The organism is Lelliottia nimipressuralis (assembly GCF_004402045.1).
Taxonomy (GTDB): domain Bacteria; phylum Pseudomonadota; class Gammaproteobacteria; order Enterobacterales; family Enterobacteriaceae; genus Enterobacter; species Enterobacter chinensis.
The window spans coordinates 99,925-126,733 of sequence record NZ_SOMG01000018.1 but is presented as its reverse complement, the minus strand read 5'-3'; the positions used below and the strand labels follow the sequence as shown (position 1 = coordinate 126,733).

21 protein-coding genes are annotated in these 26,809 nt (G+C 54.3%); 10 read left to right on the top strand and 11 right to left on the bottom strand.

From position 1 onward, the window contains the following. Nucleotides 1–13 precede the first annotated feature (13 nt). Together sbmA and E3U32_RS12635 are read right to left on the bottom strand one after the other, a co-directional pair. Complete coding sequence (gene sbmA / locus E3U32_RS12640; protein ID WP_134349071.1) at nucleotides 14–1,234, bottom strand: peptide antibiotic transporter SbmA; 1,221 nt, start codon at nucleotides 1,232–1,234, stop codon at nucleotides 14–16. 114 nt (nucleotides 1,235–1,348) lie between these two features. Next, on the bottom strand, nucleotides 1,349–1,882 hold the full coding sequence (locus E3U32_RS12635) for an isochorismatase family protein (RefSeq protein ID WP_134349070.1): 534 nt from the start codon (nucleotides 1,880–1,882) through the stop codon (nucleotides 1,349–1,351). Nucleotides 1,883–2,086: 204 nt separating this feature from the next. On the opposite strand from E3U32_RS12635, the gene ampH reads away from it, so the two are divergent. Continuing rightward, on the top strand, nucleotides 2,087–3,247 hold the full coding sequence (gene ampH / locus E3U32_RS12630) for a D-alanyl-D-alanine-carboxypeptidase/endopeptidase AmpH (protein WP_134349069.1): 1,161 nt from the start codon (nucleotides 2,087–2,089) through the stop codon (nucleotides 3,245–3,247). Between the two features lie 2 nt (nucleotides 3,248–3,249). Here the strand turns inward: ampH and E3U32_RS12625 are convergent, their stop codons facing one another. Together E3U32_RS12625 and E3U32_RS12620 are read right to left on the bottom strand one after the other, a co-directional pair. After that, complete coding sequence (locus E3U32_RS12625) at nucleotides 3,250–3,873, bottom strand: helix-turn-helix domain-containing protein (protein ID WP_134349068.1); 624 nt, start codon at nucleotides 3,871–3,873, stop codon at nucleotides 3,250–3,252. 86 nt (nucleotides 3,874–3,959) lie between these two features. Then, nucleotides 3,960–6,734, bottom strand: coding sequence for an autotransporter outer membrane beta-barrel domain-containing protein (locus tag E3U32_RS12620; RefSeq protein ID WP_134349067.1), 2,775 nt, complete (start codon nucleotides 6,732–6,734; stop codon nucleotides 3,960–3,962). A 442-nt stretch (nucleotides 6,735–7,176) separates the two neighbouring features. Here E3U32_RS12620 and hemB point away from each other — a divergent pair, with 442 nt between their 5' ends. Continuing rightward, the gene (gene hemB, locus E3U32_RS12615; RefSeq protein ID WP_021241687.1) at nucleotides 7,177–8,151 is read left to right on the top strand and encodes a porphobilinogen synthase; all 975 of its coding nucleotides are present in this window, start codon (nucleotides 7,177–7,179) and stop codon (nucleotides 8,149–8,151) included. A 72-nt stretch (nucleotides 8,152–8,223) separates the two neighbouring features. Next, nucleotides 8,224–9,924: a lysophospholipid acyltransferase family protein gene (locus E3U32_RS12610; protein WP_134349066.1), complete on the top strand. Its 1,701-nt coding sequence runs from the start codon at nucleotides 8,224–8,226 to the stop codon at nucleotides 9,922–9,924. 79 nt (nucleotides 9,925–10,003) lie between these two features. Here the strand turns inward: E3U32_RS12610 and tauD are convergent, their stop codons facing one another. The 6 genes from tauD to mmuP form a co-directional block, all read right to left on the bottom strand. Continuing rightward, the gene (gene tauD / locus E3U32_RS12605; protein WP_134349065.1) at nucleotides 10,004–10,855 is read right to left on the bottom strand and encodes a taurine dioxygenase; all 852 of its coding nucleotides are present in this window, start codon (nucleotides 10,853–10,855) and stop codon (nucleotides 10,004–10,006) included. Further along, nucleotides 10,852–11,679, bottom strand: coding sequence for a taurine ABC transporter permease TauC (gene tauC / locus E3U32_RS12600; RefSeq protein ID WP_134349064.1), 828 nt, complete (start codon nucleotides 11,677–11,679; stop codon nucleotides 10,852–10,854). Before tauC ends, tauD begins: the two co-directional genes overlap by 4 nt. Continuing rightward, nucleotides 11,676–12,443 carry a taurine ABC transporter ATP-binding subunit gene (gene tauB / locus E3U32_RS12595; RefSeq protein WP_134349063.1) on the bottom strand — a complete coding sequence of 256 codons (768 nt, stop codon included), beginning with the start codon at nucleotides 12,441–12,443 and terminating at the stop codon, nucleotides 11,676–11,678. Before tauB ends, tauC begins: the two co-directional genes overlap by 4 nt. A 10-nt stretch (nucleotides 12,444–12,453) precedes the next feature. Next, nucleotides 12,454–13,416, bottom strand: a complete 963-nt coding sequence (gene tauA, locus E3U32_RS12590) for a taurine ABC transporter substrate-binding protein (RefSeq protein WP_134349062.1) — start codon at nucleotides 13,414–13,416, stop codon at nucleotides 12,454–12,456. A 224-nt stretch (nucleotides 13,417–13,640) separates the two neighbouring features. Next, nucleotides 13,641–14,573: a homocysteine S-methyltransferase gene (gene mmuM, locus E3U32_RS12585; RefSeq protein ID WP_134349061.1), complete on the bottom strand. Its 933-nt coding sequence runs from the start codon at nucleotides 14,571–14,573 to the stop codon at nucleotides 13,641–13,643. Beyond that, nucleotides 14,560–15,960, bottom strand: coding sequence for an S-methylmethionine permease (gene mmuP, locus E3U32_RS12580; RefSeq protein WP_134349060.1), 1,401 nt, complete (start codon nucleotides 15,958–15,960; stop codon nucleotides 14,560–14,562). The genes mmuM and mmuP overlap by 14 nt, the downstream gene beginning before the upstream one ends. A 364-nt stretch (nucleotides 15,961–16,324) precedes the next feature. On the opposite strand from mmuP, the gene E3U32_RS12575 reads away from it, so the two are divergent. Then, complete coding sequence (locus tag E3U32_RS12575) at nucleotides 16,325–17,434, top strand: AI-2E family transporter (protein ID WP_134349059.1); 1,110 nt, start codon at nucleotides 16,325–16,327, stop codon at nucleotides 17,432–17,434. 120 nt (nucleotides 17,435–17,554) lie between these two features. Then, complete coding sequence (locus E3U32_RS12570; RefSeq protein ID WP_134349058.1) at nucleotides 17,555–19,339, top strand: diguanylate cyclase; 1,785 nt, start codon at nucleotides 17,555–17,557, stop codon at nucleotides 19,337–19,339. 136 nt (nucleotides 19,340–19,475) lie between these two features. Here the strand turns inward: E3U32_RS12570 and E3U32_RS12565 are convergent, their stop codons facing one another. Continuing rightward, nucleotides 19,476–20,375, bottom strand: coding sequence for a LysR family transcriptional regulator (locus E3U32_RS12565; RefSeq protein ID WP_134349057.1), 900 nt, complete (start codon nucleotides 20,373–20,375; stop codon nucleotides 19,476–19,478). Between the two features lie 109 nt (nucleotides 20,376–20,484). Here E3U32_RS12565 and E3U32_RS12560 point away from each other — a divergent pair, with 109 nt between their 5' ends. The 5 genes from E3U32_RS12560 (at nucleotide 20,485) to E3U32_RS12540 (ending at nucleotide 26,761) form a co-directional block, all read left to right on the top strand. Beyond that, on the top strand, nucleotides 20,485–21,699 hold the full coding sequence (locus E3U32_RS12560; protein WP_166790940.1) for an L-dopachrome tautomerase-related protein: 1,215 nt from the start codon (nucleotides 20,485–20,487) through the stop codon (nucleotides 21,697–21,699). 559 nt (nucleotides 21,700–22,258) lie between these two features. Continuing rightward, nucleotides 22,259–23,332 (top strand): catalase family peroxidase, encoded by a 1,074-nt coding sequence (locus E3U32_RS12555; RefSeq protein ID WP_134349056.1) that lies wholly within the window; start codon nucleotides 22,259–22,261, stop codon nucleotides 23,330–23,332. Beyond that, nucleotides 23,329–23,910, top strand: a complete 582-nt coding sequence (locus E3U32_RS12550) for a cytochrome b (RefSeq protein WP_134349055.1) — start codon at nucleotides 23,329–23,331, stop codon at nucleotides 23,908–23,910. Before E3U32_RS12555 ends, E3U32_RS12550 begins: the two co-directional genes overlap by 4 nt. A 407-nt stretch (nucleotides 23,911–24,317) precedes the next feature. Further along, on the top strand, nucleotides 24,318–24,812 hold the full coding sequence (locus tag E3U32_RS12545) for a molybdopterin-dependent oxidoreductase (RefSeq protein ID WP_134349054.1): 495 nt from the start codon (nucleotides 24,318–24,320) through the stop codon (nucleotides 24,810–24,812). Nucleotides 24,813–24,829: 17 nt separating this feature from the next. Then, nucleotides 24,830–26,761 (top strand): putative bifunctional diguanylate cyclase/phosphodiesterase, encoded by a 1,932-nt coding sequence (locus E3U32_RS12540; RefSeq protein WP_134349053.1) that lies wholly within the window; start codon nucleotides 24,830–24,832, stop codon nucleotides 26,759–26,761. Nucleotides 26,762–26,809 lie beyond the last annotated feature (48 nt).

Sequence of the window (26,809 nt, the reverse complement as noted above, 5' to 3'; positions counted from 1 at the left end):
GCAACTTCCTGTATTAGCTAAATGTGTTGGTGACTTCCTGCAGGTCACGATCGTCCAGCTCGCGTTCAAAACTGCGCAGACGTTTATAGATGGACATCAATTCTACCAGCGTAGTCCAGGAGTTAATCAGGTACTGGAATGAATTTCTGACCTGATCAAACACGTTAGTAATCTGGGTTAGTAAGCCCAGCGTGATTGTTCCGGCAACAATGGACGGGAACAACAAGAATAATCCAAAAACAGTATCGACCTGAAGATAGAAAATACGGGCAATATTGAAATACATGTAATGGAAATAGAGCCTAAAATAGTTGATACGGACATTACGGAACAGCTCTTTTATTGTCGGTGGCGCAGCACGCGTTGAATCATCCTCTCCGTAGACCAGTTCCTTACGATAAGCCGCTTCTACACGTTGGTTCTTAAATTCTAAGCCCGGTAGTTTGATTCCGACAATGGCAAGAAGACCTGTCCCCATAAGCGACCAAATCAGCGCCGGAATAAGTAGGCCGTACGGTAAATGTCCAACAATCGGTAAAGCTGCAATATGTGGGGATAGCGCAACCAGAATAGGTAAAAAAGCAAACAATTTCAGGATGGCATTAAGTAAACTGACGCCCATATCTTCGAGCGTCGACGCAAAACGCATTGTATCTTCCTGGACACGCTGAGCGGCGCCTTCAATATGACGCAGACGTTCCCAGTGAGTCATGTAGAATTCGTTCATCGCTGTACGCCAACGAAAGACATAATGGCTGACGAAGAAATTATTCAGTACAGCCACGGTAACAGCGATCATCGCGATGCCCATGAAAACTTTTAACTCATGATAAAGCTCGCCAATTTGCACCTTGTTAGGCGCGCTCAATGCTTTCTGAATGAGATCGTAGAACGGTGCATACCAGGCGTTAATGGCAACGCTCACTTCGACCAGAAACCAGGTGACAAAAATAATCAGCGACGTTCCCAGAATGGACCACGTCTGCCAGCGATGAGGCGAATAGCTAAACCAGAACAAAGCAAACAGCCCCACGCACACCATGTAGTAGGCGTAAAACAGCAGATAGCTCAGCGACCAGAAGCGCGCGGCGCTAATCGGTACATCGCCCGTTGCTCCCATAATGCGAGCCAGCCATGCGCCGCCGCCCGCCTGCCAGAAAATGACAGCGATGAGTGCCCAAATAAATGCCGACAGGAAAAAAGGCCCCGGCTTTGGGAAAAAAGACTTAAACATAATGCTTCCTTCTTGTTGTTATGGCTGTTGCTGTGCACAACACATCACCACACGAAAAACTGCCTGAGCCAGCCTGGCGGCTCAGGCAAAAAGGTCAGACCCGAGGGTTGATTATTAGTTCGCTTTCCAGTTTTCGAGAATTGTTTCGGTGCGTTTCACCGAGAGAGGATTCGCTGGGGCGATGAAGTCGCGCCAGACGTCGTTGTAGTGGTTAATCAGAATCTGCGCATCAGCCGCCGGGCGGTTGGCGGTGGTATGGGCATCTTCCGCCACGGTGATGTGGTAGCCCCGACTGACGCCGTTCTTAATCGTCGCGTCGACGCAGTAATCAGTGGCGCAGCCGCAGATGACAAACTCGCGAATGCCCTGCTCACGCAATAGCGTCTCAAGCGCGGTGTTATAGAAGGCATCACAGGCGGTCTTCGTCACGTAAAACGCGCCTGCCGGCTGGTTTAGCTCGGGAAGCAGTGCAAACCCTTCGCTCCCCTCCTCCAGCCCACCGTCTCCCGCGTGCTGAATAAAAATAACGGTATCTGACGCCTGCGTAAGTTGGTTGATACGCGAAACACATATTTCTCGCTGATGACGAGGCGTTTCAAACACCCCCTGCTGCATATCGACAACCATAACCACACGCTTTTCAGACATACCGTTCTCCGTAAGATTGAGTGACACTGGTGCCTATCATAAGCCCGATGTCACAAAATGGGAGATGGCTCGCAAGTAAATTGTTCATATTTACCCATGGTTACGTTTTTCTCGCTATCGTTATGCAATTCCGGGCATTGCACGGTACCGATTAGTAGTATAAATACCCATTACTTTCCTCATACACTTCATGGATGCTTTTCGTTGAAACGTTGTCTGCTCTCTTTTGCCGCGCTGTGTGCGGTGAGCTTTTCTACCGCCCAGGCAGCCCAACCGCTGACGGCACCTGTTTTAGCTTCAGACATTGCCGATCGCTACGCGAATCTTATCTATTACGGCAGCGGCGCGACCGGTATGGCGATGGTCGTGATCGACGGCAACCAGCGTGTATTCCGCAGCTTTGGCGAAACGCGCCCGGGAAATAACGTTCACCCGCAGCTGGATTCCGTTATCCGCATCGCGTCCTTAACCAAGCTGATGACCAGCGAAATGCTGGTGAAACTGCTCGACCAGGGCGTGGTGAAACTCGACGACCCGCTCAGCAAATACGCGCCTCCAGGCGCCCGGGTTCCGACTTATCAGGGTACGCCCATCCGGCTTGTTAACCTTGCCACCCACACCAGCGCCCTGCCGCGTGAGCAGCCTGGCGGGGCTGCGCATCGTGACGTATTTGTCTGGCCAACGCGCGACCAGCGCTGGAGCTACCTGAGTACCGCCACGCTGAAGGCGGCACCGGGTTCGCAGGCCTCTTATTCAAATCTGGCGTTTGATCTGCTGGCGGATGCCCTCTCGACGGCGGCAGGCAAACCCTACACGCAGCTGTTTGAAGAGCAGATTACCCGTCCGCTGGGTATGAAAGACACCACCTTTACCCCTTCCCCGGATCAGTGCCACCGCCTGATGGTGGCAGAGAAAGGCGCAAGTCCCTGTAATAACACGCTGGCGGCCGTGGGCAGCGGCGGAGTGTATTCTACCCCTGGCGACATGATGCGCTGGATGCAGCAGTTCCTTTCATCAGATTTCTACGCTCGCAGCAGTCAGGCCGATCGTATGCAGACCCTGATTTATCAGCGAACTCAGCTGCACCGCGTCATCGGGATGGACGTACCCGGTAAAGCCGATGCGCTCGGCATGGGCTGGGTCTATATGGCGCCGAAAAATGGCCGTCCAGGTATTATTCAGAAAACCGGCGGCGGTGGTGGATTCATTACCTATATGGCAATGATCCCACAGTCAAACGTGGGCGCGTTTGTGGTGGTCACCCGCTCTCCGAATACGCGCTTCGTTAATATGAGTGACGGTATTAATAATTTAGTGGCTGAACTGAGCGCCAATAAAGCGCAGGTTCTCACAGCGTCTAACTAATTTTAATATTCCGTGGGCAAGCGGTTAATGCTGACCAGCTTGCCCCGGCTCATATTGATGTAGTTTCCCTGCCGCAGGGCAGCGAGCACTTCTGCAACAACTGAGCGTGAAATACGCGTGCTTTGTTGAATATGATTCATCACACCAATTTTTGAACGCAACGTTTCATCCCACTCTGCCATATTCAGCAGCATAGCGCGGATCTGGTGATAGGAATTATTTCCCACCAGCTGCATATCGCGTTTCGCAAGAATGTAATTTATCCACGATAACCAACTGAAGGCCTCTTTCCAGAGAGCATTCTGCTGTATGAGTTGACGGGTGGTTTCAGCGGACAAATAAAAACCCGTGCAGGGTGTTTTGGCGATGACGTTGTATTCCTGACAGTGATTAATCATCACGGTGGACAGTCCCAGAATAAAAGGAGCTTTCGCGATGCCGACCAGCAGTTCATCTGAATGACGATGGATTTCGATGATACCGGTTTGTAATACGATGGTGCCGGGCTCATTACACTCACCGGATGTAATTATTTGTTGTGGCGCAGATTTAAATGGGGTACTGGCTACTTTCAGACACTGTTCGAGCCGGCTTAATTCAGAAAGTGGTTTCGCATTAACGTTCATGCAGACCTCAAGGCATCCGTATTTGTCGGTTCAATATTATTTTTATCGATAAAAAAGCGGGGGATATCCTCCCCCGCTTTTATGCATTACCAGGTATATTTCACACCTACATTGGCGCCCCAGTTCTGGTCAACGTCACCGCCGCCCAGATAAGTGGCATCAGTGTACGCACTGAAGTTCTTCGTGAAGCTGAACTGAGTACCCAGCCCTACACGTACGGCTGAACCTTCTACACCGTTATCGATGCTGTCACCGTTAATATCAGCATTATTATCGGCGTCGTCATAGACGTAGGCCAGTTTGAAGTAAGGTGTCAGAGCCTGATCGCCACCGTAGTTGAAGGTGTAACCAGCATCAACACCGAGTTCATAACGCAGGCTATCGTAAGATTGCCCGTCCATGCGCATATCATTACTCAGACGATAATCATCACCAGACTGGAACAGGCCAGACACGGCGGCGTATGGCGTAACATAGCCAGAGAGGTTTGGTTTCCAGTCATAGCCCAGTTTCAGCCCAAAACCAACAGCGTCATTGGTGGTATTGCCATCAACATATTGACCGTTGCTCATGTTAGCAGAGAGATCGCTGTTGAAGCGGGTGTAGCTCACTGAGCTGTCGAGGAACACATCGTTCGCAAACTTCGCTGACGCATAGATCATCGCCGTCTGGCTATCCTGGTCGACCTGACCGGTACGATCGCTGATATCACCCTTCGCAAACCCAGCTGCACCACCGACGATCCACTTCGCGTTATTACCGTCAATCTGGGTATCCAGACCCACCATAATACCGCTCACGTCCTGATCGTAGCCGATAACGCCATTGTCACCGTCGAAGTTGCCACCGAAGTAGCTTACCCACGCCCCGCCATTATCCGCCAGGCCGTGACGGCTGTTGGTCAGACGCGTGCCAACGGTATCCTGCTGCAGGTTCCAGATATTGGTATTGGCAGAAGGGATGCTCAGCGCCATATTCGCGTAGTCGGTCAGCGCTTTCTGCTGGAGGACAACGGTGTCGCCCTGCTGCTGCGCCTGGTAGGTATAGGCACCTAAATCGGCTTTGTTTGCGGCAGTAAAGCTGGCTGCAGTATCCGCGTTATTGTCATAGACACGGACAATCTCTTTATTTTTGTAATCGGCAACGGAACCGGCACCCGTCGCATCATCGATACGTACTTTATAATTGCCCGCGACATCACCGTTCACCGCCAGATGGCCGTCAGAGTTAATCGCCACAACGCCGTGGTCGTAATCAGCCTGGTGAATATCGTTGGTGATATAGCGTGCGTTGTTCAGATCGCTGTTCAGCACGTAATCACGGCTGGCAACGTTCAGCACACCACCATCGGTCAGTACCATATTGTGCGTATCAACCTGACCCAGCCCCAGCGCCAGCTCTGCACCGTTATCCACGGTGATGGTGTTGGCATACAGATCGGCCGTTTCTTCTGTCAGTGCCGCACGGCTATAGCTGTCCAGATACAGATGGTCGGTCGCCACGCCACCGCTGTCACCGATATTCAATGATGAGGCATTGGTCAGGGTGATGGTATCCGCCAGCAGGCCAGAGTTTTCAACATTGACCTGAGAGCGGTTGTTTACCGTCAGTGTGTCGATGTTAGAAACCTTGCGGGTATCCCACTCAGAGCCGTTATCCAGTGCGATGTTAAACAGACCGCTCTGATACACCGCTTCACCCGCAACGTGTCCGTTGCTGTCATAGGTGGAATTCGGCCAAATGCTGTTAGGGGACAAGCTGCTCCAGTCTACGTTGCTGTAGCCCTGGCCGTACATCTGAGCCGTGCCGATAGCGTCGACGCTGGACTGCGCTGCACCAACCCACTTGCTGCCGTTGGTCAGGGTAACATCCAGCTTATCCGTGCCGTCCCAGCCGTTGGTGGTTGGATTATAGATACCGTCTTCTGTGGTATCAGTTGCCGGGTCGCCGTTCGGGTAGAAGTTGTTGTCGAAGGTGCTGGAGAAAAGAATGTCGCCAGTCACGGTGGAATGATCAAACGTGGCAGACGTCTGCATCGCGTTATCATACGCGCCAGCTGCCACAATCATTGCCGCATCATCCGCCGCTGTGGCGTTGTTTTCACCGTAGTCGCTCGGTTTCGCGGTTTGGCCGTAGAATCCGCTGGTACCCAAGTCGCTGTATGCGCCGGAAGTCAGCACAGAATCTTTCACCAGCAGCGTGTCGGTAAAGATGTTGCTGCTGTTGGCTACGCCTTCAACACCGTCATACGGGGTATTGTCCAGTTCATGATAACCCTGCGTCAGGGTAATACCGGCAACGTGAGAATTATTCTGGATAACAATATCTGATTCCACATCCAGGGTAATTGCATTACCCAAACCATATGTGTCCAGATAGTGTCTTTCCGTATTTTCCCCATTCACGACATCATACGCATAATGCTCGTACGTATCGTTAACGGTGGAGTTATCAACGGTCAGGCTAAAACGATCGTATTGAGAATGGTTGGTACCATCGGTATCCAGACCATCAGCACACGAGCTGGTCATGCATTTAGAGGTAATCATGCCATTAATGGTGCTGTTGGAAATACTCAACGCATTCGCCCGACCATTGATGCCATCGTCCAGATAATACGTTGAAATAACACCATTCACGGTGGATTTATTAATCACCGGATAAATATCACCGTCGTGGCTGGCACCAGAGTAATCCCAGTCAGCGTAACCATAATACCAGGGGGTAGATGCGGTATTATCATATCCAAAAGTATTATATGTCGTACCGGAAATATCTTTCGCATTGGCCTGAGAAGCGATAGCCAGAGTGCAGGCTAATGCAAGTTGAGATACAACAAGTTTCTTTTTCCATGTTTGCATTGGGTCATCCCTCCTCAGGGACGTAAGCAAGTTTGTCCATCAAATCATTTGGCAATATTTAATTGCGGAGGGAATTATGCATTTTCATTTCGAAAAGGTTCAATGAATGTTTCCATTAAGTCCGTATCCAGACTAATAACACCGAAAGCATGAACCATTACAAATAAATATTACAAAAACAAAACCTTAAAATACAGACAAACCCATACTAAAAAAAATCACAATAGATAATGGATCATTTTTAATTATATATCTTCCTTAATATAGAAGCAGCACGAATATATCATTACTCTTTCAGAGTGATATTTCACTTAATTATATATTGATGAGATGAAGCCTGCCCTGCCGCATTTTGCAAAAACAAAAAGCCCACTTTCGTAAAACCACAGCCTCCACTTTGAGGTACACTAGCCCTCTTTGTTCCACAAACATCAGGCATACCATGACCGATTTAATTGCACGCCCCCGCCGCCTGCGCAAGTCACCTGCACTGCGCGCCATGTTTGAAGAGACAACCCTGACCTTAAACGATCTGGTGTTGCCGATTTTTGTCGAAGAAGAGATTGATGACTATAAGGCCATCGAAGCCATGCCAGGCGTGATGCGCATTCCGGAGAAGTATCTGGCACGTGAGATCGAACGTATCGCCAACGCGGGGATCCGCTCGGTGATGACCTTCGGCATCTCTCACCATACCGACGCTACCGGCAGCGATGCGTGGAAAGAAGATGGCCTCGTCGCCCGCATGTCGCGTATCTGCAAAGAGACCGTGCCAGAAATGGTGGTCATGTCAGACACCTGCTTCTGTGAATATACCTCTCACGGCCACTGCGGCGTGCTGTGCGATCATGGTGTGGATAACGATGCCACCCTGCTTAACCTTGGCAAGCAGGCTGTCGTCGCTGCCGCTGCAGGTGCGGATTTCATCGCGCCTTCTGCCGCGATGGACGGACAGGTTCAGGCGATCCGTCAGGCACTGGATGCGGCGGGCTTTACCGACACCGCCATCATGTCCTACTCCACCAAATTCGCCTCGTCCTTCTACGGCCCGTTCCGTGAAGCAGCCGGTACGGCACTGAAGGGCGATCGTAAAACCTATCAGATGAACCCGCTGAACCGTCGGGAAGCGATTCGCGAATCCCTGCTTGATGAAGCCCAGGGTGCAGACTGCCTGATGGTGAAACCAGCCGGCGCGTATCTTGATATCCTGCGCGACATCCGCGAGCGCACCGAGCTGCCATTGGGCGCTTATCAGGTCAGCGGCGAGTACGCGATGATCAAATTCGCTGCTCTGGCCGGTGCGATTGACGAAGAGAAAGTGATCCTGGAAAGCCTGGGGGCGATCAAACGCGCCGGCGCGGATCTGATCTTCAGCTACTTCGCGCTGGATCTGGCCGAGAAAAAAATCCTCCGCTAATCTTCACCAAACTGCAATACAACCGACATCTCCTCCTTCTACTGTCTGGGCAAGACGGCAGGAGGAGTGACCATGTTTAGCCTCGATAGCGTTCTCGACGATCTTTGGCCTCAGGCGAGGCCTGCACCCTGGCAAAAAAGTCTGTTAAAAAGACTGTTTTACGAAGACGAGTTTCAGCAGTTTGCCGCAGCACACCGCCACCTGAAAGGACTGGATATGGTGGAGCAAGTTCTGGAACACCTTGATATTCTCTGCACCGTTTCCACTCGCGATCTCGAACAAATCCCCGAACATGGCCCGCTGGTCATTATTGCCAACCACCCGACGGGTACGCTGGACGGGCTGGCGCTGATGTATGCCGTCTCCCGCGTGCGGCGCGACGTTAAAGTAGTGACTAACCGGATGCTGACCCACCTTGAGCCTCTCAGCTCGCTGTTTATTCCGGTGGACAATATGGGCGGCAGGACGGCGAAATCGTCCCTGGTCCAGATGGAACAGCATCTGCAAAACGCGGGCGTGCTGATCTTCTTCCCGGCAGGCGAAGTTTCCCGCCCCACGCGCAAAGGTATTCGCGATAAGAAATGGCACTCCGGCTTTATCAAACTCGCCAGCAAACTGCGCGCGCCGCTGCTGCCGGTGCATATTCAGGCGCATAACAGCCTGCTCTTCTATGCCAGCACGCTGGTCTCCCCAACGCTGTCGATGCTGCTGTTGATGCAGCAGATGTTTCGCCGCCGCCATAGCCAGCTGCCGATTAAAATCGGCCAGCAGATTGCCTGGCATAACTGGCATAGCGCCACCCTTTCGTCGCGTGAGATGGCCGAGCAGTGCCGTCAGCATGTGATGCGGCTTGGCAAGGGAGTGCCTGGCGTCTTTAAAAGCCAGTGCGCTATTGCCCGCCCGGAAGACCGCGCGACCCTGAAACGCGCGCTGGCGCAGGCCGAATGCCTGGGCAAAACCAACGACGGTAAAACCATCTATCTTTGGCAGCGCAACGGCCAGGAAGATGCCCCACTGCTGCGTGAGCTGGGCCGCCTGCGCGAGATTGCCTTTCGCGCGGTGGAGGAAGGGAGCGGTAAACGCCGGGACACCGACCGTTACGATGATGATTATCTGCATCTGATCCTGTGGGATGATGAGGATCTGGAGATCGTCGGCGCATATCGCTTTATGCCCACAGCCCGCCAGGTTGAGCATCGGGGTCTGGAAGGGTTGTACAGCTATAGCCTTTTCCACTACGACGATAAAATGCAGGACGTGCTGGAACATGGCATTGAACTGGGGCGCAGCTTTATTCAACCGCGCTACTGGGGTCGCCGCGGCCTGGACTATTTGTGGTCCGGCATTGGGGCCTATCTGGCGCGCTATCCGCACTATCGCTACCTGTTTGGCCCGGTCTCCATTTCCGGTGGCTTACCGCCTGCCGCACGGGATCTGCTGGTAGCATTTTACCGCCTGTGGTTCCCGGCCAGCCATCCGCTCGCCGCCTCGCGCCAGCCATATCCGGCATCGCTGCCGGACGTTCTCGCGCAGTTTGGCGGGGTGGACTACGTGGACGATCTGACGAAGCTGAAATCCCTGCTCGGCAATCTTGGCTGCGGCATTCCGCCGCTCTACAAGCAATATTCCGAACTCTGCGAACCCGGCGGCGTACAGTTTATTGATTTTGGCAGCGATCCGGCATTCAACGACTGCGTCGACGGGCTGGTGCTGGTGGACTTGTGTTACCTGAAGGCGAACCGCTATCAGCGGTATATTGAGGCGCACCTTTAACCCCGTTGCCCGGTGGCGCTACGCTTACCGGGCCTACAATGAAACGTAGGTCGGGTAAGGCAACGCCGCCACCCGGCAATCAAGGCGCACGGTAAAACGGCTTATCCCCTAAAATCGTCGCCCGCTGCATAATCCGCCGCTGCGGCAGATAGTCCGCGTTCGCATAGTGCTGCGTTACGCGGTTATCCCAGATCGCCAGATCGTTCTCCTGCCAGCGCCAGCGCACCTGAAACTCCGGTTTGGTGATATGCGCAAACAGGAAACTTAGCAACGCCTCGCTCTCTTTTTCCGTCACGTCCACAATGCGCGTCGTGAACCCTTCGTTCACAAACAGCGCCTGCCTGCCCGTCACCGGATGGGTGCGCACGACCGGGTGCAGCAGCGGCGGATGCTTCGCGACAGCCTCCTGCCAGCGCTGATGCTCCTCTTCACTCTTGCGATACTTGTATTCCTGGAACGATTTTTTGAAGTCATGCTCTGCGCGCAGCCCGCTCAGCAGCGTCCGCAACGGCGCCGACAGCGCCTCAAACGCCGCAATGCCGCTGGCCCACAGCGTATCGCCGCCGGTATCCGGCAGCAGCTTCGCCGCCAGAATGGCCCCGGCCGGCGGCGTCTCGATAAAGGTCACATCGGTATGCCAGTTATCGTTATCCGGCGGGTTATCGTTGTGGGTGTCGAGGACGATAATCTCCTCCACGCCCTCCGCATGCGGATAGACCGGGTGAATGTGCAGGTCGCCAAAACGCAGCGCCAGCGCGCGCTGCTGCTGCGGAGTGATCGCCTGCTCGCGCAGGAACACCACCTGATGGCGCAGCACCGCGTGGTACAGCTGCTCAAACTGGTTATCGCTCAGCGGACGGGTCACATCCAGGCCCGACACCTGCGCGCCAATATACGGCCCCAGCGGGGTAATGGTCAGACGTTCACTCATTGTATTTCTCCATGCCAGGGCGTCAGACGGCGCTGTAACGCGCGCAGCCCCAGCTCTAATCCGAAGGCGATCGCGGCAATGACCGCAATCCCTGCCAGCACCACGTCAGTCGCCAGAAATTCTCCCGCCGACTGCACCATAAACCCTAACCCTCGCGTGGCGGCGATCAGCTCTGCCGCCACCAGCGTTGACCAGCCCACGCCAAGGCCGATGCGCAGTCCGGTTAAAATCTCCGGCAGCGCGCCCGGTAAAATCACGAACAGCAGCACCTGCGTACGGCTGGCCCCGAGCGACTGCGCCGCGCGGATCCGCACCTGCTGGGCGCTTTTCACCCCCGCGAGGGCGGACATTGCAACCGGCGCAAAAATGGCCAGGTAAATCAGCAGGATTTTTGACGTCTCGCCGATGCCGAACCAGATCACCATCAGCGGCAGATACGCCAGCGGCGGCACCGGGCGGTAAAGCTCAATCAGCGGGTCGAGGATGCCGCGCACCGTCGGGCTCAGCCCCATCGCAATCCCCACGGGAATGCCGATGATGACCGCCGCCAGCAGCGCCACCAGAATGCGCGTCAGGCTTGCGCCGAGATGCTGCCAGAGTGTGGCGTCCATAAAGCCCTGCGGCCCGGCAATGGTAATGAGTTTGGTCAGCACCTGTCCCGGCGGCGGCAGAAACAGCGGGCTGACCCACTGCTGGGCAGCAACCGCCCACCACACCGCCAGCAATACCAGCAGCGTGCCGACGCTCAGGGTTATCTGACGGGAGAACGGCCAGCGCAGTGCGAGGCGTGTGCGGCGCGTTTTTTCACTGAAGACGATGCTCATGAGAAAGCCTCCCGTTGTTCAAACACGCGGCTTAAGACGTATTCACGCTGTTCGATAAACAGCGGATCGGATTTGATGCTGCGCACGGGTTCTCCCGCAACGTAACGGCGGGCAAAATCCAGCGGCAAGCGCTCCAGCACGCGGCCCGGCCCCGGCGATAACAGCACCAGTTCGGTGGCCATAAATACCGCCTCTTCAATATCATGCGTGATCAGCAGAACCTGCTTGCCCGTCTCATGCCACAGGCGCAACAGCAGGGTTTGCATCTGCTCGCGGGTGAAGGCATCCAGCGCCCCGAAAGGCTCATCCAGCAGCAACAGCTGCGGGTTTGCCGCCAGCGCGCGGGCAATCCCGACACGCTGGCGCTGGCCGCCGGAAAGCTGCCAGATAAAACGTTTTTCCGCGCCTTCCAGGCCCACTTTTTTGAGCATCTCTCGTGCGGTTTCCAGCCGCTGTTCGCGGCGGATACCCGCAAGCTGAAGTCCAAACGCCACGTTTTCCTGCACGTTGCGCCAGGGAAGCAATCCTTCATTCTGGAAGACCACGCCGCGCTCGGCGCCCGGGCCTTCCACCTTTTTGCCTTCCAGTTGAATAGTGCCATGCTGGTAAGGTACAAACCCGGCGATTAGATTCAGCAGCGTGGTTTTCCCGCACCCGGACGGGCCCAGCACCACCAGCAGCTCACCGCTGTCCAGCGTCAGGTTGATGTCCTCCAGCGCGGGTTTGCCACCGTAATCGGCAGAGAGATTTGTAATATTCAGCATGGCGAACTCCTTATTTCACAAAACGGTCGGTCACGTACTGGCTGTAATCCGCCGCCACCGCGGGCACTTTGCCCTGCTCTTTCAGGAAGGTAGCGGTATCCACAATCGCTTTGTTCACCGGGCCGGTCAGCTGCTGCACCTGCTGCGCAGGCGTCAGATAGGTATTGCCTTTCACCAGCCCCGGTACGTCCGCTTGCGGCACGCCGCTCAGGCGCGACAGTTTTTCCAGGTTGGCAGGCTGTTTCAGCCATTCATCCGGGTTGCTGATGTACGGCTGCTGGGCGTCAATCGCGCTTTTGGCGAACGCTTTCACGACGTCAGGGTGTTTCTCGGCAAAGTCTTTGCGCACGACCCACACGTCGAGGGTTGGTGCCCCCCACTGGCCCACTTTTTCGGAGTCGGTCAGCACGGTGCCATCTTTTTCCAGCTCGTTCACTGCCGGTGCCCAGACGTAAGCCCCGTCAATATCGCCGCGCTGCCAGGCCGCGATAATCGCCGGTGGCTGAAGGTTAAGGATTTGCACCTGACCCGGTTTGATGCCCCAGTGCTTGAGCGCCGCCAGCAGGCTGTAGTGGGTGGTGGAGATAAACGGCACGGCGATACGTTTGCCGATCAGGTCTTCCGGTTTGGTGATGTTTTTCTTCACCACCAGCGCTTCAGAGTTACCGAGCTGCGAGGCGAGCAGGAACACCTCAATCGGCACCTGCTGGCTGGCCGCCACCGCCAGCGGGCTGGATCCGATATTGCCGATCTGCACATCGCCGGACGCTAGCGCGCGCACGACGGACGCCCCGCTGTCGAACTTACGCCAGTCGACTTTCGCCCCGCTCTCTTTCGCAAAGGTGTTATCCGCCTGGGCGACTTTCGCCGGTTCCGCAGAAGTTTGATACGCGACGGTGACGTCCACCGCCTGCGCCTGAAAAGCCCACAGCGCCAGTGCGCCGAGTAATGTGATTCGCGATGAAATTGCCATAGTGCCTGCTCCCCTTGTTGTTATGAGGGCAGTATTTCCGGCGCGGGAATTTTGATAAAGGAATAAAAACGAATCGCTAATAACGATTCGTTTTTAGATAAAAAGCGGGAAAAGATAGCGAAATTTGTGCGGTTCGTTTTAGCCGGGTGGCGCTGCGCTTACCCGGCCTTCGGTGAGTGCAATTTGTAGGCCGGGTAAGGCGCAGCCGCCACCCGGCAAAGACCTCAGCGCTGAGCCGTCAACCCAGCAATGTCCTTCGGCGTGGTGCGACAGCATCCGCCAATCAGCTTAGCTCCAGCCTCCAGCCACTGCGGCAGATACCCCGCCAGCGTCTCGCACGCTTCACCGTGGTGGTGCCAGGTTTTGGTTACCGCATCATAATGCTCACCCGAATTCGGATAGACCACCAGCGGCAGCGCGGTCAGGCTTTGCAGATGTTTCAGCGCCTCCGTGGTGTTTTCCAGGGCGATACAGTTAATGCCCAGCGCGACAATGTGCGGATAGCATGCCAGCGCGTCGACCACCTCACGCAGCGGCGTGCCGTCGCTCAGGTGTTCACTGTCTCGCAGGGTAAACGAGAACCACGCCCGGGCGCGAGGATACTCAGCCAGAAGTGCCGCCAGCGCCCTGATTTCCCCAAACGAGGGCAGCGTTTCGCAGGCCAGCAGGTCCGCACCCGCGTCCAGCAATGCTTCCACGCGCGGGCGATGGAAAGCCGTAAACTCATCGGCACTGCGCACATAGTCGCCGCGATATTCAGATCCATCCGCCAGATACGCGCCGTACGGCCCAACGGATCCCGCCACCAGCAGCGTGCCCGCATGGGGATTTTCGGCCAGATACGCTTCGCGCGCCTTACGCGCCAGCTCCACGCTTTTGCCAATCAGCGCCCGGGATTGCGCGTCGTCCAGGCCGCGCGCCGCAAAGCCGGCAGGCGTCGCCTGATAGCTGGCGGTGATAGCTACCTGCGCGCCAGCCCGGTAGTAGTCCAGGTGAACTTCGCGGATAAGATCCGGGTTTTCAACCAACACTTTGGCAGACCAGAGGCTGTCTGCAAGGTTACAGCCGCGCGCTTCCAGCTCCGTCGCCATCGCGCCATCCAGCACCACAAACGGCTGTTTTTCAAGGATGGCGGTAAGCGGATTATTCTGCGACATGTTCAGGCTCCTGCGATGTCATATTTCGGGTCAGGTAGTAGGCACCATAACACAGGGCAACAAACGGAAGCCCGCAATAAAGGGCAATACGCTGGCTTGGGTCAAACCACAGGCCGACACAGGCCACCACGCAGAGGATAAAACCGAGCACCGGCACCAGCGGATACCACGGCGCACGGTACTGCAGCGCAGAGAGCGGCTGGCCGGACTGCAGATGAAGACGACGGAAAACAAAGTGCGACGCGCAGATGCTGATCCAGACCGCCACCACGGCAAAGCCAGAAATCGCCGAGAGCGCGACAAACACCGTGTCCGGAGCCACGACGCTTGAGAACAGCGCCAGCACGCCGCCGAGCATGGAAACCGAAAGCGCCGTCAGCGGCACGCCGTTTTTGTTCACCCTGGCAAAGCAGCGCGGCAGCGTTTTCTCATTAGAGAGCGACCACAGCATGCGCCCGGAGGCATACAGCCCGGAGTTCGCCGCCGAGAGGATCGCCGTCAGGATCACAAAGTTAAAGATATCCGCCGCGTAAGGAATACCGACCTTTTCAAACACCAGCACGAACGGACTCTTTTCCACGCCCGCCTGATGCATCGGGATCAGCGCCGCCAGCACAAACACGGTACCGATAAAGAAGATTATCAGCCGCGCGATGGTGGTCCGGATAGCGACCGGAATCACCTTGTGCGGATTTTCGGTTTCACCCGCCGCGATCCCGATGAGCTCCGTCCCTGAGAAGGCAAAGTTCACCGCTACCATGGTCATCAGGATCGGCAGGCCGCCGTGCGGGAACCAGCCTTCGGCGGTGATATTGCTTAAGCCCGGCGCGGGTGTACCGTCCTTCATCGGGATAAAGCCAAAGACCGCTGCGCCGCCGAGGATAATAAAGGCAATGATGGTGATGACTTTCACCAGCGAAAACCAGAACTCACCTTCCGCAAAGAAGCGCGTGGAGATGACGTTAAGGCCAAAAATCACCGCGCAGAAGACGACGCACCACGCCCAGACGGGCACCTGCGGAAACCAGTACTGCATGCAGAACCCGGCGGCGGTAAAGCTCGACCCGAGCGCTACCGTCCAGGTGAGCCAGTAGAGCCACGCCACGGTGTAGCCCGTCGCCGGGCCAAGATAGCGGGCGGCATAGACGTGGAACGCGCCGGTCTCCGGCATCGCCACGGAAAGCTCGCCCAGACACTGCATCACCAGCCAGACCACCAGCGCGCCTATCAGGTACGCCAGCAGCGTGCCCGCCGCCCCGGTCGTCGCAATGATGTATCCGGTATTGAAGAATAACCCTGTCCCAATCACGCCGCCCAGCGAGAGCATAATCAGGTGGCGTGTTTTCATGGTGCGCTTAAGCTGCCCATTTTCTTGTTGTGTTTGCATATTACCTTCTATACGTATGGACATCTAAACATCCAAAGAAGGTGTGTTATACCGCGAATGTTAATAAAAAGCTAGATGACCAGACGCAAACGGGCGCGCCGCGCGCTGAGTCTGGGGTGGGTTGTGAGGATCACATAGAGAATCGGACGCCAGGCCATAAGCACCTCCGCAAGCAGATACTTACAGCATGGTGCGGGAAGAGGCAGTCTTCGGTCAGTCGAAAGTGGTATCCGTGAATAACGGATTCATACCGCAACACTGCCCGTAAGCCGGGCAAGGCGCAGCCGCCACCCGGCGCAAGGGTTGGTAAATCCTGCAATCAGTTCTATAGTCGACACTGTTTCTTAGTAACCAGGACTGACTGATGCGCTTTAACGGACTGACCAAAGGTTTCTTTATTTTCATTCTCGCCCTTGTGACCTGGGCCTTCTTCGACGTGCTCTCACCGTACTTCTCCGCAATACTGTGGGCCGCTATTCTGACCGTCATCTTCAACCCGGTAAAAAACAAGCTGCGCACCGCGCTGGGGGATCGCAACGGGCTGGCCTCGCTGTTGACCATCGGTATTATCTGCCTGATCGTCTTTATCCCGCTGATGGTGATCCTCTCCTCGCTCGCCATTGAGCTGAACGTGGTTTACACCAAACTGCAGGAGAACAACACCCAGTTCCCGGAAGTAGTGGCGAGCATCTTCAACCACCTGCCTGACTGGGTCAGCGGCTTCCTGGCGGATCACAACCTGACCAACCCGGCGCAAATCCAGAAAAAGCTCTCCGATGTCGCCCTGCAGGGCGGGCAATATCTCGCCGGCAGCGCGTTTCTGATTGGCAAGGGGACGTTTGGCTTTGCGATTAGCTTCGGCATCATGCTGTATCTGCTGTTCTTCCTGCTGAAAGACGGCCCGTATCTGGTACGCCAAATCCTCGACTCCCTGCCCCTGTCTGATTTCGCCAAGCAACACCTGTTCGCCAAATTCGTCGGCGTGTCGCGTGCCACGGTAAAAGGGACGGCGGCGGTGGCCGTGGTTCAGGGCATACTCGGCGGAATTGCGTTTGCTATTGCGGGTATTGACGGCAGCGTGCTCTGGGGCGCGCTGATGGCGTTCCTCTCCCTGGTGCCCGCCATCGGCTCGGCGATTGTCTGGGTGCCTGCCGCCATTTTCCTCTTCGCCACGCATCAGCTCTGGCAGGGTCTGTTCATTGTCGGCTTCTTCGTCATCATTGTCGGGCTGGTGGACAACATTCTGCGTCCGCTGCTGGTGGGGAAAGACACCAAAATGCCGGACTATCTGATTCTGATCTCCACCCTCGGCGGTATGGAGCTGTACGGCATTAACGGCTTTGTGATTGGGCCGCTCATTGCCGCGCTGTTTATCGCCTGCTGGAACCTCTTCTCAGGGCGCGATCACGAAGGTAATGCCGAAGAGCTGGACGCGGATTTCATCGAAGAAGGAAAAAATCCTCCAGATTTGTAGGGATGTGACGATAAAGACCACACCAGGCGGCACTGTGCCGCCTTTTTTTTTCGCCTTAAATCAAACGTTTTCTATAATTTGAAGAACGCCATCCTACTCATGTCGTAAAAGGATCATCTGGTGCGAATCGCGACGATAACAAACTGGGCCTATGGCGCCACGGTCTGCCTGACCATCGCCTCCGGCATCATCATGCTGATGGCGTCCAATGCTGATACCATCGAACGTCAGGCCGTTGAACAACGGCAGAAATTTGATCAGCTCACGGAAGATATCGAAACCGATATCTGGGCGCAGTCCGATTTAGCACGGCTGTACGTCATTAAAAAAGATCCACAGATTCTCAAGGAATATAGCCAGGCAGAAAACAGTCTGAAGAGCATCGAGCTACGGCTGGAAAAGTTGCAGGATAATGGCGCATCGGATGAAGAACTGTCCCTGCTGCATGAAGGGATAAAAATCGTTGATGAACTGCAGGACGAACAGCAAACCGCACTGACCAGCCTTGAGCAAGGAGAAGATGCTCAGGCTGTTGCCCTGCTCTATGGCGCCCCCTATGAGCAGGAGCTGGAGCGCGCGCAGAACCAGATCGACCACTTTCGCCAGATCCTCGACAAACGCGTCATCGGCTCCGTAAAAGATGCGACAAAAAAATCGAAAGCGCTGCGTACGGCCTCTGAGGTAATGGTCGGCCTGACCGCCCTGCTGTTCCTGTTTGTTCTCGGCTTTATATTAAAACGCCGCGTGCTGCGCCCCGTGGTGCGCCTGAGCGACGTGGTGCACCGCCTGGCGTCACAGGATTACGCGGTTGAAACGCCTAATTTCAACCAGATTGATGAGATCGGCGATATGGCCCAGGCCATCAGCATCTTCCGTGAAAACGGCCTTGCGCGACAGCGTCTGGAAAGAGAGCGCGATGCCGACTGGGCCATCCGCGAGCTGCTGGCGCGCATGACCCAGCGGCTGCAAGGGTGTGAGAACTTTAACGATGTGATTAACGTGGCGGAGCTGTTTGCGCCCAACATTGCGCCGGGGATAGCGGGCCGACTCTACATTCTTGACCGCGATCCGTGGCAGATGCGCTGCGTCGCACACTGGCTTTCACCGGTTGGTGAAGAGACAACCTTCCACCCGGACGAGTGCTGGGCCGTACGTCGCGGGCAGAGCCACCCGCCGGTAAACGGTGAGCCGGATATCGCCTGCTACCATCTTCCGCCATCACAGACGGAAACCTCGCTGTGCGTGCCGCTTATCGCCCAGGGCGAGGCCATTGGTTTGCTCTCCTTCCAGAATATCACTGCGGACAATGCCCCTTCCCGCGCGTATCTGGAACTGATGGCCGAGGCGCTCGGTCTGGCGCTGGCCAACCAACGACTGCGCGACGCGTTGCTGGAAAAAGCCTTGTTTGACCCGCTCACCGGGCTGCGTAACCGTCATCATCTGGAAGATACCCTGCAAACCCAAACGACACAGGCGATGCGCAGCGGCGTGCCGTTAAGCTGCATGATGATCGATATCGATCACTTCAAGAGCATTAATGACCGGTTCGGTCATGAAGCGGGCGATCTGGTGATCAAAACCGTGGCGTCGATTGTTCAACGGGCCGCACATGATAACGGGCTGGCATTCCGCTATGGGGGTGAGGAGTTTCTGGTTCTGCTTTCCGGTGCCGATGAAGCAGAGGCATACGCCTGTGCGCAGAAGATTTACAGCGGCGTGCATGAGCTGTCGATTCGCTACGGGCTGACCGAGATTGGACCGGTGGATGTGTCGATTGGTATTGCCAGCTACCCGCAACATACCCAGACTGACAACCTGCTGCGCGCAGCGGATGTGGCTTTATACCGGGCGAAAGAGCTGGGCCGGGCGCGGATAGTAAGCTTTGGGATGCTGGAGGCGGGCTAGCGGGTTTTCGCACCAGAGCCGCTGTTTCAGCTCCTGGATTCATACCTGTAAGGTTTGCTCCAGGTCGAATAGTCCCCGCCACGATGAATATAATCCGAAGGGCAAAGCTATCTTTTTCATGATAGACAGGTCCCTGTCATTCCTGAGTGGTCAGCAGGTCTATCATCGCCCGTGTAGCAGCCGATTGACGTCTATGAGGCGCATAGATCAGTGAGAAAGGCCGGGATCGTCCCCGACATTGTGGAAGCACCTCCACCAGCTGGCCGCACTGTATTCTGTCGCGGACAATAAATTCATAGCTCTGGCAGATCCCCATCCCCTGCTCCGCGAGCGAAACCACGCCGAGTACATCGTCTGATATTTCAATGGCTGAACCGGGCAACCAGTCAATATCGCGCCCCTCATAACGAAATACCCAGGGAGCTATGCGCCCGGTGCGCGGCATGATAAAAGGCAGGCATATATGCTGTGGCAACTCATCCAGCGTCTGCGGCGTTCCCATTCGATGAAGGTAAGCGGGTGATGCGACCAAAAGCAGCGTAGCATCCTCCAGCTTACGTGCGACGAACCCACTGTCCGGCAGGTGACCCAGACGTATCGCCAGGTCAAATCCCTCGGCGATCAGGTCGACATTACGATTAGTGATATTCAGCTCTACCCGAACGCACGGATATTGTTGGGAAAAGTGGGCCAGCAATGGCGGTAGACAATAATGCCCATAGGTGGTCGGGACACTGATTCGCACCCGACCAGTCAAATCGCCTTCCTGACCCCGTCCAACGCGTTCGGCGTCATCAAGCAGAGAAAACGCTGAGCGCGCCTGATCAAGATAGATGCGTCCAGCTTCAGTCACCCCCACCCGGCGGGTCGTGCGCTGTAACAACTGCCGTCCAAGACGCGCTTCCAGGCGGGTGACCGCACGGCTCAATACCGAAGGAGTGGTTGAAAGGGCAACCGCTGCGCCCGTAAAAGAGCCGTGTTCAACCACAGCAATGAAGACTTCAACGTCTCCGAGGTAATCAAATTTCCGGCTCATTTTGCTCTTTCAGGAACAAATGTTTTTCAATCTGGCTAATTTATCTCCCGTTGGGCGATGAGTAAAGTGGCCTGCAGTTATCACCTGAACGTGCCACTGGAGCCTGTCTATGTTAAACCGCCCCCTTAGTCTGCCCGCCATCGCGATGGCGGCATTGTTCTCTTTCCCGGGTTTTGTCAACGCGGAAAACCACGCGCCTCTGGAGCGCTGGCGCAGCTATGCTGGCGTGAGCTGGGATACCCCTCAACACGGACAAATGCCTGCGACGTTTTCCGGCTCGGTTAATGCCCCCATTGCGGGTATCCATTTTGATGCCAGGGACCGGGCCTTTGTCAGCACGCCCCGGCTGGTTTCAGCTGCGGCTCCCGCTACCTTAAGCATTCTGGATACGACGGTTCAGTCCGGTCCTGCCCGCCTGACGGCGTTTCCATCCCGCGAGGGGAATGCGGTGAACACCGATCCCGCTCAGAACCTGCGCAACGTGCTCGGCTTTTATATTGACCGTAAAAACGGCTGGGTATGGGCGCTGGATATGGGTTTCGTCGCGGGAGAAGCGGAATCACCCATAGGCTCTCAGAAACTGGTCGTGCTGGATCTTAACTCCGGCCACACCATTAAACGTATCGCCCTGGATGGCGTGGCGGACCGCAAGGCCAGTTTCCTTAATGATGTGGTTGTCGATGAGAACCGGCGTGTCGCCTATATCTCCGACAGCGGATCGCGGAGTGCACCGGAAAATCATGTGGGGCTTATTGTTGTGGATTTCGCCACCGGCACGGCCCGGCGCGTGCTCGATCGTCACCCTGCGCTGCAGATTGAGCCGGGAGTCAACGTGGTCTCACACGGAACTGAAGTCTGGCCGGGTAAACCGTTATTGATTGGCATCAACGGCATTGCACTTTCTCCGGATGCGGGCACGCTGTACTGGACGGTGACAACGGGAACCCATGCCTGGGCAGTGCCCACTGCAATGCTGAGGAAGCCCGGGTCAACCGATGCACAGATTACCGATGGTATTCAGGATCTTGGCGTAGTGGGCGGTAACACGGACGGTCTCGTGACCGACGCAAAGGGCAACCTCTATATCACGGATGTCACCCGCAACGGCATTGTGTGGTTTGATCCGAAGCACCGTACTATGTCGCTGCTCGCTGCCAGCGAAGACGTACACTGGCCAGACACTCCGGCAATCCGTCCGAACGGGGATCTGATCTTTACCTCGAGTCGCCTCAATGATCACTTCGCAGGAGCCGTTAAATCAGGGGAGGAACGCTATGATTTGTGGCGTTTGCCTCTCGATGCTTTACAAAATAAGAGCAAGTAAACCCGGAGCCCAGCACATTTGGGCGCATACTTTTCAGAAGATGTTATTTCCTTAAAGGTTGCGCCTGATAGTATTTCCCCCCATTCAGGAGGAAGGGGTTAACACTGCGCTCCAGGGAATTTTTGGGAGGCGCGTTTTACTTCGCGCTTCACCGAAGTAAAGCACTAACGGGCAACACCGATATTGTTCTGAATATTCCAGACAGCAGCTTATGGCCGAATGTTGAAGCTATAGCAAATAAAACAGGTAAGGCCTCTCCACTCTCCGGGGCGTTATTAATTCGTACCGAGAGAGGATTAAAATTTAATGTGGCAAAATGGAAATCCTTATATTACATATTTCGTCACTATTTCTCCGTGGGGACCCGGCCTGGTCACAACTTCCGTTGTGATGAGTAACCCCACCTTTGTGACGGCGGTAAGTTTTAAACTTTCCGTGATATTCTGTCTTTATCCTCCAGGCCTCATATAATCGAGTCATATTCGCCACTGTATTAACACGTACCGCACACGATACGTTGTGCCCGGCATGTGATGATATTTTTTATGGAAAAACGTCTATGTCGAAACTGGATTTGAGGTCCAAAAAAACCTGGGGTGCCCTGGCGTCGATCGCTGTGATCGCGGGTACGTTGGCATCCGCTTTTGCGTGGACGGCGGGCTGGTTTGGGTCACGCACCGTCAGCCAGACGCTGGTAGGTGAAACACCAAAACCCTTCCCGCCTGGCTTTCGCCGTGCGCATGGTAAAGGCATCTGCTTTGCCGGAACCTTTGTGCCAAACGGCTCAGCGGTTTCTCTGTCAACCTCCCGCCTCTTCTCGCAGCCGGAAATCCCCGTGGTGGGCCGATTCTCTATTGGTACTGGCGATCCACATGCCCCGGATAGCACGACCAAAACCCTGAGCATGGCACTGTTGCTGAAGACGGATGACAAGCAACAATGGCGGATGGCGATGAACAACGAGCCTTACTTCGCCACACACAACCCGGAAGGGTTTCTGGCCTTGCGCAAAGCCACTGCTGTTGATGCAGCCACCGGCAAGCCGGATCCGCAGCGTATCGCAGACTTTTTGAAAGCGTACCCGGAGGCAGAGAAATACCTTAAATGGGCGGCGCAAAAACCCGCACCCGCCAGCTTCGCCGGCGCGACGTTTTACAGCATCAACGCCTTCTACCTTGTGAACGCGCAGGGGGATCGACAACCCGTTCGCTGGATGATGCACCCGCACGATCCTTTCTTCTCGCTGAGCGATGAACAGCGCCAGAAAGCGGATGACAATTTCCTGTTCGAAAACCTGCGCCAGCGTCTCGAACAGAAGCCACTCTACTGGGATTACGTTTTGCAGCTCGCACAGCCGGGCGATCCGGTGGATGACCCTTCACAGCCCTGGCCGGAGGATCGCAAGCAATTGGTGGCCGGCACGCTGGAAGTGACGCGTGTCGAAGCGCAATCCGTGGGCGCGTGCCGCGACGTTAACTTCGATCCCTCAATCGTTCCTGCGGGCGTTGCGGTATCGGATGATCCCATCTTAAATGCCCGTTCTGCAGCTTACTCGCACTCCTTCAGTCGCCGCGAGCGGGAAATCGGTTACGGCAAGGCCACCGAAGCCGTGCAAAAGCAGGAGGTAAAATGAGCTCGAATAAACGCATGCGTGAGCACGCTCCGCAGCATTTCAATACCCTGGCGCGAAGCCTTCACTGGCTGATGGCGGTGATGATCCTGGCTATGCTGTTCATCGGCGCCGCCATGATGACGTCATTACATCATCGGATTTGGTTAATCGACCTGCACCGGCCATTGGGTATCGCCATTTTACTGCTGGCACTGGTTCGTCTGGCCAACCGGCTCATTAGCCGAACGCCCCCTCTTCCTGCCGACTTGCCCGTCTGGCAGGTGCTTGCTGCAAAGGCATCACACTGGGTGCTGTATGCGTTAATGCTGGCCATGCCACTGTTGGGCTGGGCACAGCTGTCGGCGGCGGGCGTGCCGATTGTGATGTTTGACGGTATCAACCTGCCTCCGATTGCCCCTACCAGCCCGGCACTGTATGCATGGTGCCACGACGCCCACAGCCTTCTGGCAAAGTTACTTTTTGCGGTGGTGCTGGTCCATCTCTCTGCCGCATTAGTTCATGCGTGGATCTACCGGGACGCTGTTTTTGCCAGTATGGCGAAAGGGGATAAGACGACGTCAGCGCCCAGGAGAAGCTGAAGTCTGGATAGCAGTATTGGATATACCGTAATCGGAATGTTCGTGGCCTCGCTTATCGTCATCATCCTGAAACAACGGACACAGCCGGGGCGCGTAATTTGTCTTAAAACTCGCGCCCCCCAAAAAGCCACGAAAGCCCCACTATGGTGGTGGAAGATAATATCAATCAATTAAAGCGCACATTTTTTAAACACAAGTGCATTTATGCCCGCAATTTTAGCTTTTATCAAAAAGTTAAGCGTCGTTCGACCATCAAACACCCTGCCACCAAAAACACCTAACTCATTGATAAAAATCACATTACATCAATAAAAACGATAAAAACCCTTGCTCTACAACAAAATATATCAACTCGTGTGATATCTAAATTATAATTCTTATACTTCTGTAAAAAAGTGGAGGCCAAAATGCGATTAACCCTACTGCTGTTATGCTGTCTGGTACAAAGTGTAACCTGGGCTGGCGAACTGCCAAAACCAGTTGGTAAACCCATTTTAACGATTTACGGTAATATAGAAAATACGAATGAAAATGGAAAAGCAGTGTTTGATCTCGCCAGCCTTGAAAAACTGGGTGTGGTGAGTTTCGAGACAACCTCCCCCTGGTATAATGGTCGTACTAAGTTTGAGGGTGTCCCGATGAGCAAACTCATGGATTATGTGGGTGCGAAGGGTACTAACATTAACGTTATTGCGCTCAATGATTACTCTACCGTGATCCCTCTCAGCGATTTCAAAAAATACAACGCCATACTTGCCTTAAAGGTCAACGGCGAATATATGCGCATCCGCGATAAAGGCCCATCATTCATTGTATACCCCTATGACAGTCTTCCAGAGTTGAATAATCAGATTTATTACTCGCGATCAGCATGGCAGGTTAGCAAAATGAAGATTGAATAGCAGTTCAGGAGAACATAATGAACAGGATACTGGTTGGTATCATTTTTTCTCTTTTTATCACGACAGGATATATTGCATTCCTTGTTTACGATCGTCAGCAGGAATTGCAAAAACTGACTCAATACACTGAGTCCTGGTCCGTGGCACAACTGGTATCAGAGTACTATCGATTTGAATCATGGCTTGGTCTATACGCAACGGATACTGATGACGTTACGATAGACCAGGTCCGCATGCGTCTCGAAATTATGCTAAGCCAGAGCGACTTAATGAAGGGGGGAGATTTAGGTCGCTATATTGACAGCGATAAAATGCATCAGGAGCTCGCTGTACGCTTAGAGGAAATACTTGCCTATCTGGATGGCAATCTTGAAAAAATGAGCCACTCAGAGTTACAAGCATATCTAACAAACATGCATGTTCTCGATGCACCGCTAAGCCAACTTTCTGCAACGGCATTAACAAAAGACATTAACACGGTTAATGAATCCAATCATAAAATACAGATTCTTTACTATATTTACTCGGCCCTTTCATTACTCCTGGTGATATTAAGCTTCATTCTTGGGTTTTTAATGATCTATCAGAATAAAAATATTCTCAAAGCTCACATGCAGGTTAAAAGCCTTGCTGACGAACTTCAGATATCAAAAGAAACACTGCAAATTCAGAATGCGAAGCTGGAATATGATGTTTATCATGATTCCCTCACTGGTATGAAAAACCGCCTTTTCTTCTGGGATGATCTCAACAAAATTAATCTTCAGGCAGATAAAAACCATATCCCCGTCACGGTGATGTTATTTGATTTAGACCGGTTCAAAGAGGTCAACGATACCTATGGCCATGATGCCGGCGATTTACTGTTGAATCAGGTATCCCGGCGACTCACCTCGATGAGCAGTGCTTCAGATACCTTTTACCGTTTGGGCGGAGACGAGTTTGCCCTTCTGTCCAGCGGCCTGACCGAAAACGCGGCAGTTTCGCGCGCCAAAGAAATTAGCGATCAAATCAGCCAGCCCTACACGATTAATAACCAACTGATAAAAATTGCCACCTGTGTGGGTATCGTTTTATCTGATCATGAACGGCGCTCTGATTATCTTTATAAATTTGCCGATCTGGCTCTCTACGAAGCCAAAAAAGAAGGTTCACAGCAGATAAAAGTCTTCCGTCAGTGGATGCTGCAAAGGTTACAGGAAAGCAGAACCCTTGAACATGATATGGCACTGGCGATTGATCACAATGAATTCGTTGTTTATTACCAGCCTATTGTCGATTCATTCAGCAATGAAATTTATGGCTATGAAGCCCTTATTCGCTGGATACACCCGGTGAAGGGAATGCTGTCACCTGATTACTTTATTTCTGTCGCTGAAAAAACGGGGATGATCAATGAGATCGGCAAAACTGTGCTTGAACTTGCCTGCCGGGAAGCCGTTTCCTGGGCGGTTCCGGCAAGGATCTCTGTGAACGTCTCACCTATTCAGTTGGGTAATAAATCGTTTACGACGATGGTGCAGTCCATCCTGAAAGAAACAGGGCTGCCGGCTAGCCGACTTGAGTTAGAGGTGACAGAGTCTTCGCTCTTCAGTGACAGCAACACCCCGCTCACTATTCTCAAAAAGCTCCGAGCGCTGGGTGTGAAAATTTCTATCGATGATTTCGGAACGGGATATTCGTCGCTCTCCAGACTGAGTGAGCTTAATTTTGATAAAATTAAAATCGACAAATCCTTCGTGAACCCGATATCCACGCAGGATGATGCGCTTAATATCGTCAAACTGATTACCGGTATGGCGAAGAGCCTCAATATGAGGGTCATTGCAGAAGGTGTTGAAACCGAAGCACAGCTTGAACGTCTTCAGGTGCTTGGCTGCGATCTGGTGCAGGGATACCTGTTCGGAAAACCGCAGCCTGAGATTGACAGGAAGATCAGATACGGTTGAAAGGGTTTTGCGGTTGTTTCTGGCCCAACACCATTCAGATGATTGCGA

Coding starts and splice junctions, on each gene's coding strand:
- sbmA (WP_134349071.1), bottom strand. CDS start 1,234: ATGTTTAAGTCTTTTTTCCCAAAGCCGGGGCCTTTTTTCCTGTCGGCA.
- E3U32_RS12635 (WP_134349070.1), bottom strand. CDS start 1,882: ATGTCTGAAAAGCGTGTGGTTATGGTTGTCGATATGCAGCAGGGGGTG.
- E3U32_RS12625 (WP_134349068.1), bottom strand. CDS start 3,873: ATGAACGTTAATGCGAAACCACTTTCTGAATTAAGCCGGCTCGAACAG.
- E3U32_RS12620 (WP_134349067.1), bottom strand. CDS start 6,734: ATGCAAACATGGAAAAAGAAACTTGTTGTATCTCAACTTGCATTAGCC.
- hemB (WP_021241687.1), top strand. CDS start 7,177: ATGACCGATTTAATTGCACGCCCCCGCCGCCTGCGCAAGTCACCTGCA.
- E3U32_RS12610 (WP_134349066.1), top strand. CDS start 8,224: ATGTTTAGCCTCGATAGCGTTCTCGACGATCTTTGGCCTCAGGCGAGG.
- tauD (WP_134349065.1), bottom strand. CDS start 10,855: ATGAGTGAACGTCTGACCATTACCCCGCTGGGGCCGTATATTGGCGCG.
- tauC (WP_134349064.1), bottom strand. CDS start 11,679: ATGAGCATCGTCTTCAGTGAAAAAACGCGCCGCACACGCCTCGCACTG.
- tauB (WP_134349063.1), bottom strand. CDS start 12,443: ATGCTGAATATTACAAATCTCTCTGCCGATTACGGTGGCAAACCCGCG.
- tauA (WP_134349062.1), bottom strand. CDS start 13,416: ATGGCAATTTCATCGCGAATCACATTACTCGGCGCACTGGCGCTGTGG.
- mmuM (WP_134349061.1), bottom strand. CDS start 14,573: ATGTCGCAGAATAATCCGCTTACCGCCATCCTTGAAAAACAGCCGTTT.
- mmuP (WP_134349060.1), bottom strand. CDS start 15,960: ATGCAAACACAACAAGAAAATGGGCAGCTTAAGCGCACCATGAAAACA.
- E3U32_RS12575 (WP_134349059.1), top strand. CDS start 16,325: ATGCGCTTTAACGGACTGACCAAAGGTTTCTTTATTTTCATTCTCGCC.
- E3U32_RS12565 (WP_134349057.1), bottom strand. CDS start 20,375: ATGAGCCGGAAATTTGATTACCTCGGAGACGTTGAAGTCTTCATTGCT.
- E3U32_RS12560 (WP_166790940.1), top strand. CDS start 20,485: ATGTTAAACCGCCCCCTTAGTCTGCCCGCCATCGCGATGGCGGCATTG.
- E3U32_RS12555 (WP_134349056.1), top strand. CDS start 22,259: ATGTCGAAACTGGATTTGAGGTCCAAAAAAACCTGGGGTGCCCTGGCG.
- E3U32_RS12550 (WP_134349055.1), top strand. CDS start 23,329: ATGAGCTCGAATAAACGCATGCGTGAGCACGCTCCGCAGCATTTCAAT.
- E3U32_RS12545 (WP_134349054.1), top strand. CDS start 24,318: ATGCGATTAACCCTACTGCTGTTATGCTGTCTGGTACAAAGTGTAACC.
- E3U32_RS12540 (WP_134349053.1), top strand. CDS start 24,830: ATGAACAGGATACTGGTTGGTATCATTTTTTCTCTTTTTATCACGACA.